This is a genomic window from Spiroplasma endosymbiont of Ammophila pubescens, assembly GCF_964020965.1.
In the GTDB taxonomy this organism is placed as follows: Bacteria; Bacillota_I; Bacilli_A; order Mycoplasmatales; family Mycoplasmataceae; genus Spiroplasma.
Genome location: NZ_OZ026611.1, coordinates 518,014 through 535,115 on the forward strand (window position 1 = coordinate 518,014; position 17,102 = coordinate 535,115).

General features: G+C 25.9%; 25 protein-coding genes and 2 pseudogenes. 18 read left to right on the forward strand and 9 right to left on the reverse strand.

The window, feature by feature from the left end:
* Positions 1 to 18: 18 nt before the first annotated feature.
* Complete coding sequence (locus ABNT63_RS03190) at positions 19 to 264, reverse strand: ferredoxin (protein WP_348736413.1); 246 nt, start codon at positions 262 to 264, stop codon at positions 19 to 21.
* A 95-nt stretch (positions 265 to 359) separates the two neighbouring features.
* On the opposite strand from ABNT63_RS03190, the gene ABNT63_RS03195 reads away from it, so the two are divergent.
* The 8 genes from ABNT63_RS03195 to ABNT63_RS03230 all read left to right on the forward strand — a co-directional run bounded on the left by ABNT63_RS03195 (position 360) and on the right by ABNT63_RS03230 (position 8,763).
* Positions 360 to 1,061: a hypothetical protein gene (locus ABNT63_RS03195; protein ID WP_348736414.1), complete on the forward strand. Its 702-nt coding sequence runs from the start codon at positions 360 to 362 to the stop codon at positions 1,059 to 1,061.
* A 16-nt stretch (positions 1,062 to 1,077) separates the two neighbouring features.
* Positions 1,078 to 1,746 (forward strand): (d)CMP kinase, encoded by a 669-nt coding sequence (gene cmk, locus ABNT63_RS03200; RefSeq protein WP_348736416.1) that lies wholly within the window; start codon positions 1,078 to 1,080, stop codon positions 1,744 to 1,746.
* Positions 1,747 to 3,063: a ribosome biogenesis GTPase Der gene (gene der / locus ABNT63_RS03205; protein WP_348736418.1), complete on the forward strand. Its 1,317-nt coding sequence runs from the start codon at positions 1,747 to 1,749 to the stop codon at positions 3,061 to 3,063.
* A 14-nt stretch (positions 3,064 to 3,077) separates the two neighbouring features.
* Positions 3,078 to 4,085, forward strand: coding sequence for an NAD(P)H-dependent glycerol-3-phosphate dehydrogenase (locus ABNT63_RS03210; protein WP_348736420.1), 1,008 nt, complete (start codon positions 3,078 to 3,080; stop codon positions 4,083 to 4,085).
* 88 nt (positions 4,086 to 4,173) lie between these two features.
* Positions 4,174 to 5,142, forward strand: coding sequence for a hypothetical protein (locus ABNT63_RS03215; protein WP_348736422.1), 969 nt, complete (start codon positions 4,174 to 4,176; stop codon positions 5,140 to 5,142).
* Positions 5,143 to 5,244: 102 nt separating this feature from the next.
* Positions 5,245 to 6,057, forward strand: coding sequence for a Cof-type HAD-IIB family hydrolase (locus ABNT63_RS03220; RefSeq protein WP_348736424.1), 813 nt, complete (start codon positions 5,245 to 5,247; stop codon positions 6,055 to 6,057).
* Positions 6,058 to 6,101: 44 nt separating this feature from the next.
* Entirely contained in the window at positions 6,102 to 7,676 is a 1,575-nt protein-coding gene (gene gpmI / locus ABNT63_RS03225; protein WP_348736426.1) for a 2,3-bisphosphoglycerate-independent phosphoglycerate mutase, read from the forward strand.
* A gap of 127 nt (positions 7,677 to 7,803) precedes the next feature.
* Complete coding sequence (locus ABNT63_RS03230; RefSeq protein WP_348736428.1) at positions 7,804 to 8,763, forward strand: CPBP family intramembrane glutamic endopeptidase; 960 nt, start codon at positions 7,804 to 7,806, stop codon at positions 8,761 to 8,763.
* 286 nt (positions 8,764 to 9,049) lie between these two features.
* On the opposite strand, the gene ABNT63_RS03235 is transcribed toward ABNT63_RS03230, so the two are convergent.
* A complete protein-coding gene (locus ABNT63_RS03235; protein ID WP_348736430.1) occupies positions 9,050 to 9,172 on the reverse strand; it encodes a hypothetical protein in 123 nt (40 codons plus the stop codon).
* 364 nt (positions 9,173 to 9,536) lie between these two features.
* Between ABNT63_RS03235 and ABNT63_RS03240 the strand changes: the two genes are divergently transcribed.
* From ABNT63_RS03240 to ABNT63_RS03280, 10 genes and pseudogenes are all read left to right on the forward strand, one after another.
* The gene (locus ABNT63_RS03240; protein ID WP_338989041.1) at positions 9,537 to 9,686 is read left to right on the forward strand and encodes a hypothetical protein; all 150 of its coding nucleotides are present in this window, start codon (positions 9,537 to 9,539) and stop codon (positions 9,684 to 9,686) included.
* Positions 9,687 to 9,694: 8 nt separating this feature from the next.
* Complete coding sequence (locus tag ABNT63_RS03245) at positions 9,695 to 9,934, forward strand: hypothetical protein (RefSeq protein ID WP_348736432.1); 240 nt, start codon at positions 9,695 to 9,697, stop codon at positions 9,932 to 9,934.
* Positions 9,935 to 10,153: 219 nt separating this feature from the next.
* Positions 10,154 to 10,354 (forward strand): DNA adenine methylase, encoded by a 201-nt coding sequence (locus tag ABNT63_RS03250; protein WP_348736434.1) that lies wholly within the window; start codon positions 10,154 to 10,156, stop codon positions 10,352 to 10,354.
* Between the two features lie 42 nt (positions 10,355 to 10,396).
* Positions 10,397 to 10,939 (forward strand): hypothetical protein, encoded by a 543-nt coding sequence (locus ABNT63_RS03255; protein WP_348736436.1) that lies wholly within the window; start codon positions 10,397 to 10,399, stop codon positions 10,937 to 10,939.
* Positions 10,940 to 11,096: 157 nt separating this feature from the next.
* A pseudogene (locus ABNT63_RS03260) lies at positions 11,097 to 11,457 on the forward strand (DUF3627 domain-containing protein); the annotation flags it as partial.
* A gap of 146 nt (positions 11,458 to 11,603) precedes the next feature.
* A complete protein-coding gene (locus ABNT63_RS11340; RefSeq protein WP_431607833.1) occupies positions 11,604 to 11,774 on the forward strand; it encodes a hypothetical protein in 171 nt (56 codons plus the stop codon).
* A gap of 276 nt (positions 11,775 to 12,050) precedes the next feature.
* Complete coding sequence (locus tag ABNT63_RS03265) at positions 12,051 to 12,179, forward strand: hypothetical protein (protein WP_348736438.1); 129 nt, start codon at positions 12,051 to 12,053, stop codon at positions 12,177 to 12,179.
* Positions 12,169 to 13,629 (forward strand): hypothetical protein, encoded by a 1,461-nt coding sequence (locus ABNT63_RS03270; protein ID WP_348736440.1) that lies wholly within the window; start codon positions 12,169 to 12,171, stop codon positions 13,627 to 13,629. The genes ABNT63_RS03265 and ABNT63_RS03270 overlap by 11 nt, the downstream gene beginning before the upstream one ends.
* Before the next feature lie 23 nt (positions 13,630 to 13,652).
* Positions 13,653 to 14,294, forward strand: a complete 642-nt coding sequence (locus ABNT63_RS03275; protein WP_348736442.1) for a hypothetical protein — start codon at positions 13,653 to 13,655, stop codon at positions 14,292 to 14,294.
* Positions 14,295 to 14,429: 135 nt separating this feature from the next.
* Positions 14,430 to 14,726, forward strand: a complete 297-nt coding sequence (locus ABNT63_RS03280; protein ID WP_348736443.1) for a hypothetical protein — start codon at positions 14,430 to 14,432, stop codon at positions 14,724 to 14,726.
* A gap of 61 nt (positions 14,727 to 14,787) precedes the next feature.
* Here the strand turns inward: ABNT63_RS03280 and ABNT63_RS03285 are convergent, their stop codons facing one another.
* The 7 genes and pseudogenes from ABNT63_RS03285 to ABNT63_RS03310 form a co-directional block, all read right to left on the reverse strand.
* Positions 14,788 to 14,922, reverse strand: coding sequence for a hypothetical protein (locus ABNT63_RS03285; RefSeq protein WP_348736445.1), 135 nt, complete (start codon positions 14,920 to 14,922; stop codon positions 14,788 to 14,790).
* Between the two features lie 4 nt (positions 14,923 to 14,926).
* A complete protein-coding gene (locus ABNT63_RS03290) occupies positions 14,927 to 15,388 on the reverse strand; it encodes a hypothetical protein (protein ID WP_348736447.1) in 462 nt (153 codons plus the stop codon).
* On the reverse strand, positions 15,388 to 15,573 hold the full coding sequence (locus ABNT63_RS03295) for a hypothetical protein (RefSeq protein ID WP_348736449.1): 186 nt from the start codon (positions 15,571 to 15,573) through the stop codon (positions 15,388 to 15,390). The genes ABNT63_RS03290 and ABNT63_RS03295 overlap by 1 nt, the downstream gene beginning before the upstream one ends.
* An 87-nt stretch (positions 15,574 to 15,660) precedes the next feature.
* Positions 15,661 to 15,732, reverse strand: a pseudogene (locus ABNT63_RS11345) (hypothetical protein); the annotation flags it as partial.
* Between the two features lie 159 nt (positions 15,733 to 15,891).
* Entirely contained in the window at positions 15,892 to 16,056 is a 165-nt protein-coding gene (locus tag ABNT63_RS03300; protein WP_348735260.1) for a hypothetical protein, read from the reverse strand.
* A 62-nt stretch (positions 16,057 to 16,118) separates the two neighbouring features.
* Positions 16,119 to 16,598, reverse strand: a complete 480-nt coding sequence (locus ABNT63_RS03305; RefSeq protein ID WP_348736451.1) for a hypothetical protein — start codon at positions 16,596 to 16,598, stop codon at positions 16,119 to 16,121.
* A 248-nt stretch (positions 16,599 to 16,846) separates the two neighbouring features.
* A complete protein-coding gene (locus ABNT63_RS03310) occupies positions 16,847 to 17,101 on the reverse strand; it encodes a single-stranded DNA-binding protein (protein WP_348736453.1) in 255 nt (84 codons plus the stop codon).
* Position 17,102 lies beyond the last annotated feature (1 nt).

Genomic DNA, 17,102 nt, shown 5'->3' on the forward strand with positions numbered 1-17,102 from the left:
TTTTTATAAAACATTTTTTTAATCAGTATCAAGACTACTTTTCCGATTTTCTTTAAATTCTTCTAATGTTTTAATAAAAATTGCTGCTGTTGGACACACCATTTGTGCTTCCACTAACTCCTTATCATTATCAATGGTATTTGCAAAACCATCATCATCCATAAAAAATGTTTCAGTTTCATCAATCATAATACAGCTACCACAAGAAATACATAAGTCAGTATTTACATATGTTCTTTTTTTTGATATATCACGATTTGCCATATTTATCACTCCATTATTTATTTACTATAATAATAACAAAAATTTTAATAATAATATATAATTTTAATGTAGTTTAAAAAAGTTGGAGGTTTAACATGGAAACTAGAATGGAGAAATTTGCCCAGCTACGTGAAATGATTAAGAAAGAGATTGAGATTGATCAAGAAATTAATCAAACCAGTCAAGTCATTAATAATTACATGGCGAAGTTAAACGCTATTGATGATAATTTTTTTGGTAGTGTTAAATCAGATTTTGAACAAGAATTTAGTTGAGAAAAAGTATATTTGGATAAAAACCCAAATGAACAACCATACCCATCTGATTTTAAATATGATTTGAAACAATTGCTAGAACAAGTTGTTAATACAACTAAAGCAACAATTCAAACTAATCAAAAAAATGACCAAGATGCTGGTGATGTTATGCATAATATTTTAATTGCTGAAACATTGTTAAATAAACCAACATATCAAAAATATCAAGCAATTTTAGAAAGTATTTTAGCAGAAAAAATTACTTATCATCGAGTAAGTGATAAAATTCAAGCAGAAAATAGTGATTTTAAAATTAATTCAGCTAATATTGAATTTAGTACAATTGCACATATGCGTAAAAATGATCAACGATCAACAGCAGAAATGCTAAAAGAATCAAGTGCTCTTTTAGAAGAAAAACATAATAATGTATTAGTTGTTTATCGAAAAATAAAATCAGGTTATAAAATGTTATTTAGTACTATGCTTTTGCTTGTTGTTTTATTAGTTATTTGTTTAGTTTTAATCTTTATGTTATAGAAAATAGGAGTAGATGATGAAAATAAATATTGCGATTGATGGCCCCGCTGGTAGTGGAAAATCTTCTGCTGGTTATGAATTGGCCAAAAAAATAAATTATCAGTTTATTGATACTGGGTTAACTTACCGTGCTTTTACTTATTTTTGTGTAAAAGTTGGAGTTGATTTTGCAAATCATCATCAGTTACAAGCACAATTAACAAACTTTAAGTATCAAGTGATTAATAACCGTGTTTATGTCAATGGGAAAGATATTACTGATAAGTTGCAAACTGATCTTGTTCTGGATAATATCAACAAAATTACTGGACTTGATTTTATTCGAGCAGCAATGGTTTGCCTGCAACAAAAATTAGTGATTAAAAAAGGTAATGTTGTTGTTGGACGAGATATTACTACTGTTGTTCTTCCTAATGCTGAAGTGAAAATTTACTTAACAGCGAGTACTACAGCGCGAGCTAACCGCCGATGAAATCAAAATCAAGAAAACCATATTTTTCCGAATAATTTGGCAGAAATTACTGCTAAATTAAAAGAACGAGATTATGTTGACACAACCCGAGCGGTTGGACCATTAAAAATTGCTCCTGATGCAGTTATTGTGGATAGTAGTAAGTTAACATTTGAACAAACGGTAACTAAAATTTATGAAATAATATGTAATTATAAGAAAGCAGGAAAATAAATGGCACAAAAAGGAACTGTTGCAATTGTAGGGCGTCCAAATGTTGGAAAATCAACATTATTTAATCGTGTTATTAAAAATCGCCTTGCAATTGTTGAAGATATTCCTGGTGTAACACGTGATCGAATTTATGCTTTCTCAGAATGATTAACAAGAGAATTTTTAATAATTGATACGGGGGGAATTACATTAAATAATACGGTAATGTTTACACAAGAGATTAAAATGCAAGCAGAAATTGCAATTGCAGAAGCTGATATTATTATTTTTGTTTTATCGTACAAAGAAGGAATTACCCCAGATGATGAAATGGTTGCAAAAATACTATATCATGCTAAAAAACCGGTTCTTTTAGTTGTTAATAAATATGATAAGCAAGAAAAAGAAAGTGAATTGTATGAATATATGACATTAGGATTTGGTGAGCCAATTGCTGTATCTGCTACTCATGGAATTGGAATTGGTGATTTATTAGACCAAGTAATTTCTCATTTAGATCAAATTCCAGTTCAACCAAAAACAGAAGGAATTCATTTTTCTTTAATCGGTAAACCAAATGTTGGAAAATCTTCTTTAACAAATGCTATTTTAGGTGAAGAACGAGTCATTGTATCACCAATTGCAGGAACAACAACAGATTCAATTGATACATCATTTAAACGGAATAATCAACTTTATACTGTGATTGATACTGCTGGAATTCGTAGAAAAGGGAAAGTTTATGAAAAATTAGAGAAATATAGTGTTCTTCGTGCTGTTAGTGCAATCGAACGAAGTGATCTTGTTTTATTAATTATTGATGGGACAGTTCCTATTACTGACCAAGATACAAATATTGCTGGTATTGCATTTGAACAAAATAAACCAATTATTTTGGTAGTTAATAAGTGAGATGCTGTAATGGAAAAAGATGAACGGTCAATGAAAAAAAATGAACAAAGTATTCGTGGATATTTTAAATATCTAAATTATGCGAAAATGGTTTTTGTTTCTGCTTTAGAAAAAAAACGATTACATATTTTATTTCAAACAATTGATGAAGTTTATGTTGGTTTAACGCAGCGAGTAAAAACTAGTGTTCTAAATGAAATTTTAGTAAAAGCACAATTGTTAAATCCACCACCAGATTTTAATGGTGGGCGTTTAAAAATTTATTATGCTACTCAGCCTGAAGGTGTTGTACCGACTTTTATTATGTTTTGTAATAATCCAAAATATCTTCATTTTTCTTATAAAAGGTTTCTTGAAAATCAACTTCGACAATATTTTGGATTTGAGGGAGTACCAATTAAAATATTATTTAGAGAGAGAAAGTAACGAGGAAAATTATGATGAAAAAAACACAAAAAAATATTACTGTTATTGGAACAGGAGCATATGGGACAGTTTTAGCAAATGTTTTGACAGATAATGATCATAACGTTATTATGTATGGAATTGATAAGAAAGAAGTTAATGATATTAACAACGAACATTTAAATCGTCATTTTTTTGGTAATTTAAAAATTAATAAAGAAATTAAAGCCACAACAAATTTTGCTGAAGCAGTTGAAGATGCTGAATATATTATTTTAGGAATTCCTGTTGTTGCTATTAAATTAATAATTGAGAAAATCAATCAAACAGTAACAAAACCAGTTGTTATCATTAATGTTGCTAAAGGATTAGATCCTGAAACACACGAAGTTTTATCAAAATCAATTATAAAATTAATAAATCCAAAAATTTTAAAAGCATATGCAGGTATTTATGGTCCAAGCATTGCAAAAGAAGTTTTACAACGAAAACCAACGTGTATTATGGCAGTTTCACAGGATTTAGTAATTGCGCAAGAAGTTCGTGATTTGTTTAATAATGAATATTTTGTTACTTTTGCTAATACGGATGTGATTGGTAGTGAATATGCGGTTGCTTTAAAAAATGCATTAGCAATTGCCTCAGGAATTTTTAATGGTCTTTATGAATCTGATAATGCTAAAGCATCATTAATTACAATGGGGTTAAATGAGATTCAACTTTTTGCCAAAACAAAAGGAGCTCAAATTGAAACTTTTTTTAATTTTGCAGGATTAGCTGATTTAATTTTAACAACTACCTCAAGTAAATCACGGAATTATTCGCTTGGTTTTGCAATTGCTCAAGTTGATGATGCTCAAAAAGTTTTATCAGAGCAAGTAAAAACAGTAGAAGGTGTTTTAACTTGTAAAACAATTGTGTTAGATGCGCGTGCAAATAATATTACATTACCTTTATTTGAAGCTTTATATGATATTTTATATCATAATAAACGACCAAGTGTAATTATTAATAATGTTTTTACAAAAGCAATATTATCTTAAAATTGCGGCCATTTTTATGTTATAATTAATATACGAAGTATACAAAAATAAAGAGTATGTAATTATTAATGAAATGGAAGGGCATAAAATGAATTTTAAACATTCTTTTAACAATGGTTCAGGCAACAAGCCAGAAAGTAGCCAACAGCAAACTTCTCTTAACCAGGGAAATAATTTTAATGTTTCACAACAAAATTATCAACAAAAAGGATCTAATCAAAATTATAATCCAGTAACATCTGGACAGGTTGGACAAAATATTTCGCAACAACAATATTCATCAACAAGAAATATTGGTTCACAACAATATCAACAACAAAATGGTAATAGTCAAAATTATAATCAACTTAGTACTAACCAAGGGGTTCAATCATCACAACAATATCAACAGCAAAATTTAATGCAACGTCCACCGCAAAATATTGGACCACAGCAATTTAATCAACAATCAAATCTTGGTTCACAGTATCAGCAGCAGAATGGACCTAATCAAAATTATAATCAACTTAGTACTAACCAAGGGGTTCAATCATCACAACAATATCAACAGCAAAATGTGAATCAACAATATTCTCCTAATGTTAGTAATTGAGGACAACAAAATAACCAACAAATAAATACTATGCAAGAAAATTCACAACAATTATCGGGACAAGGAACTCAACCTCAAACGATTGCTGAACGAATTACTAATATGCAAAATCGTACTTCAATTAAACCATCAGATTTCTTAAATGCCCCAATTGATCCAAATATTAAAGTTGGACTTGGCCAAAATATGAATATTGGAGTACCAGGACCACCCGATTTATTTGTTTATAAGCAGCAAAAAGGAACTAATAGCAAAAAACATCAAGCAAATATTGAAAAAATTCAATGTCAATGTAAAAATTGTGCAAAGAAAATACGTCCTTGATTAACTGTTTTTATTACTATTTTAATTGTTTTAGCGATTTTAGGTGGTTGTGTAGGTGCTATTTATGGTTTTCGTCCGCAATTAAGAGATTGACTTTTGAAAGATGAAGTAGCAACTGAAAATGCAAATGCAGTTGTTTAAAGGATAATTTTTGTTTGAGAATTTAGTTTTTAAACCATATTTAAAAATATGGTTTTTTCTTTTACAATATAATTATGAGATTTTAATAGAAAGTAGGGAATTATGAATAAAATTAAATTAATTGCATTAGATATGGATGGAACTGCTTGTTCCTTTCATCAAGGGATTCACGAGGCCAATATTATGTCAATTATTAAAGCACAAGAAATGGGGGTACGAGTTATTTTTGCAACAGGACGACCAGTATTAACTTCGTTATCAGAAGCTATTAAAGTAAAAATGGATTATTTTCATCAATACTTTATTGGTTTTAATGGTGCTTGTATTTATGATATTAAGACACATACAATTGTTCATCAACAAACCTTGTCTGCTTCTCAAGTTAATTTTTTATTCCAATTGGCAAAAAAATATCATAAAAAATTATGATGTTATATTGATGATTTAACCAAAGTTATTGTTAATTTTAATCCTGTTGCTGAAAATAATCCTGAATTAGCATTTTTTGATGGAGAGTTTATTCAATATGATTCTGCATTAACAATTCAAAATAAAAGCTATAAATGTATTGTAATGGATGTTCATGAAAACGACGATTTTATTATTGCAGCTCGTGGACAAAATATTGAAATTGCAATTGATGCCTCAGGAACAGCAGAAATAAATGCTCCAGAGATTAGTAAATTAGCTGGTTTGAAATGAATTTCATCCCAATGGAATATTGCTTTATCAGAAATGATGGCAATTGGTGACAGTATGAATGATTATTGAATGATTAAAAATGTAGGATTGGGAATTGCAATGGAGAATAGTCAAGAACAAATCAAGACAATAGCAAAAGAAGTAACGACAACCGTTGAAACAGGTGGTGTTGCAAAAATGATTGAAAAATATATTCTCAATAATAGAAAATAATTATATAATTGTTAAGAAAAGAGAAAAAGAGGAGAAATAATAAAATGAAAGTTAAACAACCAATTTTATTGGCAATTCTTGATGGGTGAGGGATTGCACCTGATTCAAAAGGAAATGTTGTAACACAAGGGCATATGGTCAATGTTGAAAAGCTAAAAGCAAAATATCCATGAGTCTCAGCACATGCGGCAGGAGAATGAGTTGGTTTACCAGAAGGACAAATGGGAAATTCTGAAGTTGGACATATTCATTTAGGAGCAGGTCGCATTAAATATGAATCATTAACTTTAATTAATAAAGCAATTAAAGATGGAACATTTAATCAAAATCCAGAACTTTTAGCTGCAATTAATTTTGCAAAAAAAAATAATGGTGCTTTTCATATTATGGGATTATTTTCAGATGGTGGTGTTCATTCACATTTAAACCATATTTTTGCTGCTTATAAATTAGCAACACAAGAAGGAGTAAAAGAAATTTACTTGCATATTTTTGGTGATGGACGTGATACGAAACCAGAATGTATTAAAATTTATCTTAAACAATTTCAACAATTACAAAACGAATTAAAAGTTGGCAAAATTGCAACCATTGGTGGTCGTTATTACGCAATGGATCGTGATAAAAAATATGACCGAGTTCAGGTTGCTTATGATGTTTTAGTTTCAAGAAAAGGCTCGGAATTTAGTGACCCAATAGAATATATTGACCGTGAATATCAAGCTAGCCGTAATGATGAATTTTTAATGCCAGCATATAATATTAATACTCCAAGAGGTTATATTAAATCAGGTGATGCTGTCTTTTTTGCTAATTTTCGTCCTGATCGTGCTATTGCAATAGCTTCGGCTTTAACAAATCCTAATTTTCCGGGTAATGATGCACAAACTTATTTTATGCCAAAATTATATGATATTTATTTTGTTTCAATGATGGAATATGCAGAAACAGTTGCTTCAAAACATGTTGCTTTTAAACCAATTGAAGTTATTAATGGTTTAGGAGAATGATTAAGTAAAAAAGGTTACCGTCAATTGCGAATTGCTGAAACAGAAAAAATTGCTCATATTACATTTTTCTTTGATGGTGGAAAAGATTATTTTAAAAATGGTCTAGCAACACAAGCCGAAATTACATTACCAGGGGCTTCAATAGATTTAATTCCATCACCAAAAGTAGCAACTTATGATTTAAAACCAGAAATGTCAGCGTATGAAATTACTGATAAATTAATTGCTGAACTTAATCGAAATGAATTTGATGTTATTATTTTAAATTTTGCAAATTGTGATATGGTTGGGCATACTGGAATCTTATCAGCCGCAATCGAAGCAGTTAAAACTATTGATGATTGTATTGGTAAAATTTATGCAGCAATTGAGAAAGTTAATGGAATTATGATTATTACTGCTGACCACGGAAATGCTGAAATTATGATTGATGAAACGGGGGGTCCTAATAAAAAGCATACTTCACAATTGGTTCCAATTATTATTACAAAAAAGGGGTTACAATTACGAAAAGATAATCCGGCAATTGCTGATATTGCTCCGACAATCTTAGATTTATTAGGTGAAGAAATTCCCCCTGAAATGACACAACCATCATTAATTAAATAAAAGACATTGCAAAATGTCTTTTTTAATAGATGGATTCAAAATTCTGTACCAAATAATTTTAAATTTTAAATGGATTTTTAACTAATTTATTATATAATAAAAAGTAGAATTTAAAGGAGTAATAAAAATGACTAATAATGATAATGTTTATAATCCTAAAAGAGCATGATATGAGTTAAAACCAACATTAGTTGATCGTGCTGCTCCCTTTGATTTTAATTTAGTTAAACTTAAAAATACGGGTTATATTTTTTTAGGAACAGCTATTTTTGCTCCCTTTTTTATTAATATTCTAATTTCATATATGTTTACACATAATGAATATGCTTTAGCAGGGATGAACTTTATTAGTTGGATTATTGTTGCAATTGGTTCATATTTTGTTATTAGTGGTGCACAAAATGAAATTATGCGGTCAGGTGCTATTGCCTTTTATTATTTTTATTTTATTCCAAATATTATTGGTTTAGTAATTGGAACCATTGTAAACCAGTTTCATCCATCTGATAGTGTTAAAACAACAATTAATTTATTAACATTAATAATTGCGGGATTGGTGACAATTTTTATTCTTTATCTGTCATCACCATTAATTTTTGAAAAAATTAAATTAACTTTAAAACAAGATTGCAAACGTTTTTTTGTTGTTTGCTCAATTAGTATTATTGCTGTTTTTTCAATTCATTTATTTTTTGTTTATTTACAATCATTAATAACAGCAACAACTTCAAACAATCAAAATAATTTAATTAAAGGACTAGATAAATGGTGAAATATTGCTTTCTTATTTATCTATACAATTTTAATTGCTCCAGTTGTTGAAGAATTAGCAACTAGACACGGAATTTTTAGTTTAAGTGGTAACAAATGACTTGGATTTGTTGCATCAACAATTTTCTTTACTGGCATGCATGTCGCTGGAACCGGTGATTGAGAACATTTTATTGGATATATTGGGGCATCATTAACACTAGGAATGCTATTTTTTATTGTTAATGGGAATGTTACATATACCATAATTCCGCATGTTGGTTATAATTGCATTGTTGTCATTTTAACACTTGCTGCACCAAAATTTTTAGCATAATTAATTTTAAAAAAGCACTTTAGTGCTTTTTATTTTTTTTGAAACAAACTTATACAGATATATATTTAATTAGTTATGTTCTAAGACAATGAATGATTTTCTAAAAAAGATTCTTTAGAGATTTATTTATAGCAATATTATTATTAATCATTATATATAATCTAATACCGGTTCCAATTCCCATTCATGTTCTACCACCGATAGATGAACCTGTAACATTTACTCAATGCTGTGTTAAAACTTGAATATAATAACTATTATTTTCATAATATCAAGTTAAAGCAAACTATTGACTGCTTTCAATATATGCATTTCCATATTTAACTCAACGTGCTTGAACTAAAAAACGATTTTCAGGTTTAATTAATTTAGGAATATCTTTGACATCAACAATCTTAGCATTAATCATTTTTTTGCAAGTTTCATTATCACTATGAAAATTATTATATTTATTGGGACCGTTGCAAAGATACGGGTTGTTAGTTAAAAACAAGATATAATCTTGTTTTTTCTTTTATGTATAGAAAATTTAATTTAAGGAGTTGAAATTATGCAAACAAAACATTATTTTATTTTGCGGTCCTTAGTAATTAAGTATGGAAAAGATAATGTTATTAATACTGTTAATAAGATAGTAACTAATAATGTAAAAGAAAATGAATAAATTATCCGCGTAATTTATTAGCGGTAATTTATTCAATATTGTTTATTTTTGAGCGTAGCGAACACGCGGAGCGTGTCGCGCAAACTAAATTTTTAGGAGGAATTAAATTATGCCAGTATGGTTAACATGAATATTTAGTATTGTTATTGTTTTAGGAATTCTTGCTTGAATTGGTTTATCGATTTATCAAAAAATTCGTCAAATTCGGGGTAAGAAAAAAGATAAAAAAGAAATTGAAAACAAGGAGGATAAAGAATAACGTTAGGTATGTATTTAACAACAGCTGTTAATTTTCTAGCTACAGATACTCCTACTATTTCAGGTGGAATGGATTCTATTTGAAGCGGTTTGGGACAAGCAATGATGAAAGTTAAAGATGCTGTTTATGCTGTGTTACCACAATTAATGACCTTTTTAGGTGATGCTTGAATTATTTTAATTCCATTTGGAATTTGAGTAATTATTAAAATATTAAACTTTTTCCGTGTCATGGTTAAAGGCTTTTAATATTTATTATAACTGATCCATTCATATATTTTAGCTATGGCACACTAGCTTTTATGTGAGTTGATTAATTATAAACGTATAATTTTATATTTTAATAGCTATTAGTTAAAACTAAGTAGTTATTTTCAGTGTGCCTTAATTTTTAATTTTATATATTTAACAATGTTTATTACAATACATATACATTATTTAAACATTTTATAGTAAAGGAGGATTAGAATGAAATTTATTAGTCCGTTGTCTTGGTCAGGTGGAAAAGCTAAACACTTTGATAAAATTAAAGCATTATTACCGGCTAAATTTGATAAATTTATAGATTTATTTTGTGGCGGTGCTTCAGTTGGCTTAAATGTGTTAGACCAGCAGTTATGTAACAAAGTAGTCTTTAATGATTTACATAGTGACTTGATTAACTTTTAGCGGGAAGGGATTCACTTAATCGAATTAGATTATTTACAAAAATTGGCATACCCTAATTCAAAAACTATTGATGAAATGAAAGAAAAGATAGCAAATGATTATTGTTTGAATACAGGCGAAAAATTTTTAATTAAAAATGCTTTAACTTTTAACGGAAAAGAATGAGGAACTTGAACAGATAAAAGATTACAACAAAATTTTAATTTTAATAAATTGTTGAGAATTCAAAATGTTAGAAGACTATTAGTTGATCCTAAAAATAATATTGAGTTCTATAATTTGGACTATAAAAATATTATTAATAAATATTATATGGATAAAAATATTGTTTGATATTTAGATCTACCATATTATTATAATAAAGGAAGAGTTTATAAACATTCAAAAATTAACTTTTATGAACTAAAATATAATATTTTAAAAATTAAAGGTAAATGAATTTTAAGTATTGATAATTCTGAGTTTATTAAAGACTTGTTTAAAGAATTTAATATTAATGAATTTGAATGAGTGTATAGTTCTACTAATTGTCATAATAAAAAGCCAAAACTTGGCCAAGAATTAATTATTACAAATTTTAGGTAGTTTGATTAATTATTAAACTTAAATGTCAAATTTGTCATTCTATTTTGAATAAAAAATTTGTTGGTAGTTTGTTTTGAGTAATGTATCATAAACCAAGTTATAAAAGTGGTTTTAATACGGCATTGTGTAAATATAATATGGAAAGTAAGGTGTTTTTATAAGTTTTTATAAGAAGAATATTAACGTACAAAATTATTTTATTCGAACAGAATTTACAGTTTTTCAAACTGACAAAGCTTCGTTTATAAATTTACCTAACCACAATAAACATATTGGTTTTTGATTAAATAATAAGTTTATTTATTTTAGTAAAAAACATTCTGATCAAGTAGCTATTGGTTTAATTTATGATAATTCTTATTCTATTGTGAAATATGATGAAAATTTAAAACGAAATTTTTGGAAATATTTAACTGGAACACAAATAATTAATTTGTATAATCAATATAAACAAAATTATTTTATACAAATGAAAAAAAGCATTATTCCCTGCTGAACCTCAAAAAGTAAAAACAAATTTAAAAAAGGTCATAAAAAAGAAATACAACAAATATTAAGTCAATTAGAAAAAGATAATAATATTAAAAATAGAGAACAATTTAAAAATGAAAATTATTTAAATACTAATTGACAACCCTTAAATAGTAGTTGACTTGATAGTGGTATGTTTAATATTACAAATAAGTTAACTTTAACAGGTAATTTAACTATTTTAATATATATAAAAACAGCAAAACACCCGAAATTTTATGGTCCATATGTTTATCCTAATGTTCTAGTTGAAATTTGAAAATTATTAAGTAATACTGTATCTAATTCAGGAACCTTATTTTAGCGTTATTGATTAAGAAAATGATTACCTAGTCATTTAAGAAATTATATTAAAAAACGATTACTGCAAGCATTAAAAGAAAAATACCCAAAAGGAACTACTAAATTAACATTACCAATAGTTCAAAAATTAAATCAAATTAAAAAGTTTATTAATAATTTAAAAATTGGACATTTTAATTTTAATTTTGCTGATGAAATTAATAATAAAAAATGGTATCGTGAACGCCGAAGTGATGTTAAAAATATTAAGAATTTATATAAAACACCAGTTAAAAATATGTTTTACAAAACTAATCAAACTATTAAAAAAATTAAAAAAGTACAAAGAAAAATTAATAGTTATAAGCCAAGTAATTTAAAAAATAAATATCGTAATCAATTAAAAGGTGTTTTATATGGAAAATAATTTAAATAATTTGTTATTTATAACAGTTGAAGATGTTAAAGAAAGTAAACTTTGACAACCTATTAATGATAGAAAACAATCTGCTTATAATGATAATTTAATTTATAATGCTATTTTAAAAACTAGTTTATGAATGGATAGATTATCAGGTGGAACAATTTCCGATAAGATTAATAAAAAAGAATTATTTCCATGAATAAAAAAAGATAATACTGGTTTAATTGAATATGATAAATGATTAAGTTATATTCAATCTGCTTGTTTATTAGTAGTTATGAATTGATATTTACCAAAAGGTGTTAATGATTTAACTGGTAGTGCTTCATTTTTACAAGGTGGAGTTGCTTATTCACAAACTAATGACCCTGAAGCAAATGAAAATATTACCATAGATGTTAAAAATGCTTTAAAATTAGCAGATGAAATAATTGATATTATATCTAGTAAAACAGTATCTAGACCTTATAATTATAGTTTAGATAATTATGCTCATTCATGAGAAGAAGAATATAAACATATTAGTAAAAAAACTTTTTATCCAACATTATTATTTTGATTAAAAGAACGATTACAAACAAATAATTCAATAAATATTTTTTATCCAACTATTAATGATTTTTCTAAAATTGATTATAACGAATATATTAAAATTATTGTTCCATTTGATAATGATACTATTTATGAAGAAAATGGTGTTTGAAAAGCAAAACAAAGTGGTGAAATTCCATCGGATGTTATTAAAGATAGTGATTTTAATAAAAATTATATTAAAAAAGTTGATGGTAAATATATTGTAAAAACATCACAAGATATTAATCTTAAACAAGATAAATTAGTAAGTGGCACAAATATTAAAACTATTAATGATAATTCATTATTAGGTAGTGGTGATATATCTATTAGTGGTGCCAATGATTGAGAATTAATTAATTATCCAGATGCAAACGAAAAATTAACATTTAAAATTCCAAATTATGATTTAACAAAATATTACTATAAAATATCAATTTCAATAACAGACTATTCATCTGCTAATAAATTTGTAACATATTATTTTGAAACAATATTACAAAAATCAATTTTTACATTTTTAGCAGATAATTCATATCAAAGAATAATGATTAAGCAAGATGACTCAATTTCAAATGACACAAATAATATTGTTATTAAAGATTTAACAATTAAAAGAAAATTAATAAATAATAGCGAATTAATGGCAGATGAACCACATTTTATTTATAAGCGTGATATGGATATTGATTTACCTAAGTATCAAGAAGAAACATCGGACTCTTATGATATAGTGATAAGAAAAATAAATAGTGCAACAACTATTAATGAATTAAATTTATTTAAAAAACATCCAATATTAAGAATTATTTCAAATAATAGAAATGATATTAAAGAATTATTCAATAAAAAATGATTAGAATTAAATAAAAATGAATAAAAAATTAAATGAGGTAAATAATTATGAAACAAGATAAAACAACTTGATTAAAGGGTGCCTTACCTTGAAATTGATTTAAAAAAGACCCTATTCCGACTTATAATTGAACTCATAAAGATATTAGAGAATGAGAAAGGAAATATAAAATTCGTAGTTGAGTAGTTAGTTTTTATACATTGATATTTTTAGTATTAAATTGTTGATTAAAATATGGCATGATTAATGCAATAAAAGATAATATTAATTGATGTAATTATGGTCAATATTGAGGTAATGGAATTGCTATATTATTAACACCTTTATTTACACACGGAATTCAGGGTATATTTGTTGCTAGTAGTAAAACAAAAGTAGATATGAAAATTGATATACCAAGATTAAAAATATCTAAAATGGGATTAGTATTTACAATATTACCTTTAATTACTTTAATAATTTCTTTAATTATCATTTGAATTGATAAATCAAAATGAAAAAAAGACCATTTATGACATTGTTTGGACTGCCGTATTAATCCGCGTGTCGTTCAACCACGAATAGCAAAACAATGAAATAATTTAGATGGCATAACAGAAGAAAAATTAAAAAATATACAAAATGAAAATATTAAAAAACAAAAACAAGAAGAAAATAAACAAGAATTAAATATAAACAATAATAATTAAATTTTATTAAAATAGACTATATATAGGGGCGGTTGATATTTTTGGGTGGTTATATAGTTTTAATTTATAAATTATTTTGTTCTGAAAGGATAGATGGCCACTGTTTGAGTAAGGATAAGAAAGGAATTAAATAAAATGAATGAAACATTAATGATTGCTTTACTTGTGTTAGCAGGTGCAGGTGGAATCGGTAGTCTTGGTATTTTTGGATTATCTGCTAAAAAAATTAAAAAATATAAAGCAGAAATTAGAGAATTAAGAACTGCTGTTATTGCCCACGAAAAACATTTACGAGGATCTGAATATGCAACAGAATTAGCATTAAAAACAGGTCAAATTAAAAATGTTAAAAAGCAAGTTAAAGTAAACAACAAAAAACAAGAACAAAAAGATGCTATTAGACAACTAAAAAATAGTATTTTAAAAAAATAACCTTAATTGGTTATTTTTTTATTTTTCCTTTACTATGTTTTATATAAAAATTAATAAGATGTTATATTCGTTGTGAATAAGTAAAGTCATTGAATTCATTTCAAACTTTTTCTTCATTTTCATTTAAGTAAACATTAACATTTCAAATTAATTTAGAATAATATTTTCTTGTTTTTTGATTAAATGAATGTTTCATAATATTATCTTTCATAATTAGCAATAATAATAGCATCGCGTAAATGATTACTTTTATTTTCATTATTATATTTTCAACCTTTACCATATTGATAAGTTAAATTAGCATCTTTTTCAAATTTTCATATACAACTATCATTATATTTGCTCAAATTTTCCATATTTTTAAGAACTGATTTAGTATGGCGTGGTGATACTCAATTGATATTTAATAATTTTTCTGTTTTATATTTAATTGCCCCTATAAGTTTTAATAAATCATCTCTATCTTTACTCGCATTAGAAGATGTATATAAACAATCTTCAATATTAATAATTGCTTCTGCTCTTAACTCATCTAAAATAATATTGGTTTGTACAATTCAATCACGATTTGTATATTCATATTTATCAATTAATTTATTATCTTCAAAAAAAGCAATAGCCGTAGTACCAGTTCCTGATGGGTCAATACCTATTTTTATCATTATCTTAAAAATCTTTCTTTAAATTGATAATAAAAATCTTCGCTTTGTTTTCTAATCAGAACTGGTGATAATTTTTCAACATTTAATTCTTCTTTTAATCAATTTTTACCTTTTGAAATAATATCTTGTTCTATTTTTGTATTTGTAATAAAATTTTTAATATTATTAAAATGCTGTTCACTCATTCAATTTGGATTTGAATTGTTAATAATTTCTGTTTGTTCTTTTTCTTGCTTAGAATTAATTTTACTTATTTCACTATTATCGGGGTCTAATTCTTCGGTTGGTAAACCTAATAATTTACTTAAAACATTTTTAACTCCATAAGTTAATGCTGACCCAATACTTTTAGCGGGGTCAGTATTTTTACCCGTAAAAGGTTAATAAGTTTTAATTTCTTCTGTTTCTTTACATAAAGTTAATTCCATTTCAAAATACGGGATATCATTAATTACTTTTAAAGTATCTTTTACATAACTTCAAATATATGTAATATGATGTTTTTAAAATTCTTTTTTAACTAATTCTAATACTTGTGCTTCACCAAAATAGTTATACATTACTCTATCATTCATTTGCATTGTTTGGTTTTTTTCTAAATATAATGATAAATCGTGTTGTATTTCACCAATACTTGCTATTAATGTTTTTTTAGTTTCTTGTGGCATTTTCTCATTCCTCTCTTTCTTGTCATATTAAAATTGCTTCTTTAATTTGTTCTAAATTTTGTTTAGTAATATCAACTTTTTTCTTTAATTACTATTTTTAATTTTGGATTTATAATTATCATTAATATTTTTTTATTATCTATACAAAAGTCTTTTTCTAATAAATAATAAAGTTTTAATTGTCAAATATAGCGTTCAATATCTGTTTTCTCATTAGAACTAGTAATTTTTCAATCACATATTATATATTCATTATCAGTTGTTATTCCAATAAAATCAGTTGTCCCACACATTAAAGGACTATAAAGTGTTTTTTCAGTTTCATAATATTTAAATTTAATATCTTTAAAAGTTTCTTGATATAGTTTTGTAAAATTTTTAAATAATTCACGATGTGATTTTATTTCACAATTAATAAATTGAATTAATTCATCATCAAAATTATTTTTTATTCAAACATCAATCATATTATGTAAACATATTCCACGATTTTGTGCTAATTTTAAAATATTCTCATCAATTTGTGAAAAATCTTTTGGCACTAAAATATTAACAATTTTACTTACACTAGGTATTAAAATACTATACTTATGTAATTCATCATTAAAAATATATAAAGGTTTTAAATCTAATCTAATAAAATTGTTTCATCATTACCAATATTTTGATTATCATTATTAAATAATTCTTTTGTCTCAGATGAATTAAATTCTATTTTTTCTTGTGGTTTATCAGATTTTTTTAAATCATTATTTGTATGTAAAAATTCATAATTAGATACTTGAACTATTTAATGTATTTTATTATTCTTATCTTTAAAAGATTGTAAAACACCAGTAATTGCTATTTGACTACCTTTTTGACAATATTTTTGTAAAGTAATTGCTTGTTTATTTCAAACTTGACAAGGTATAAAATCAGTTTCTTTTTGTTTTGAATATGGACGTGCTATTGTTAAATTAAAAATTGCATATTCTTTCCCATTTTGAGTTTTCTTAATTTCAATATCTTTTGTTGTTCTACCAATTCCAATAAATTTATTCATT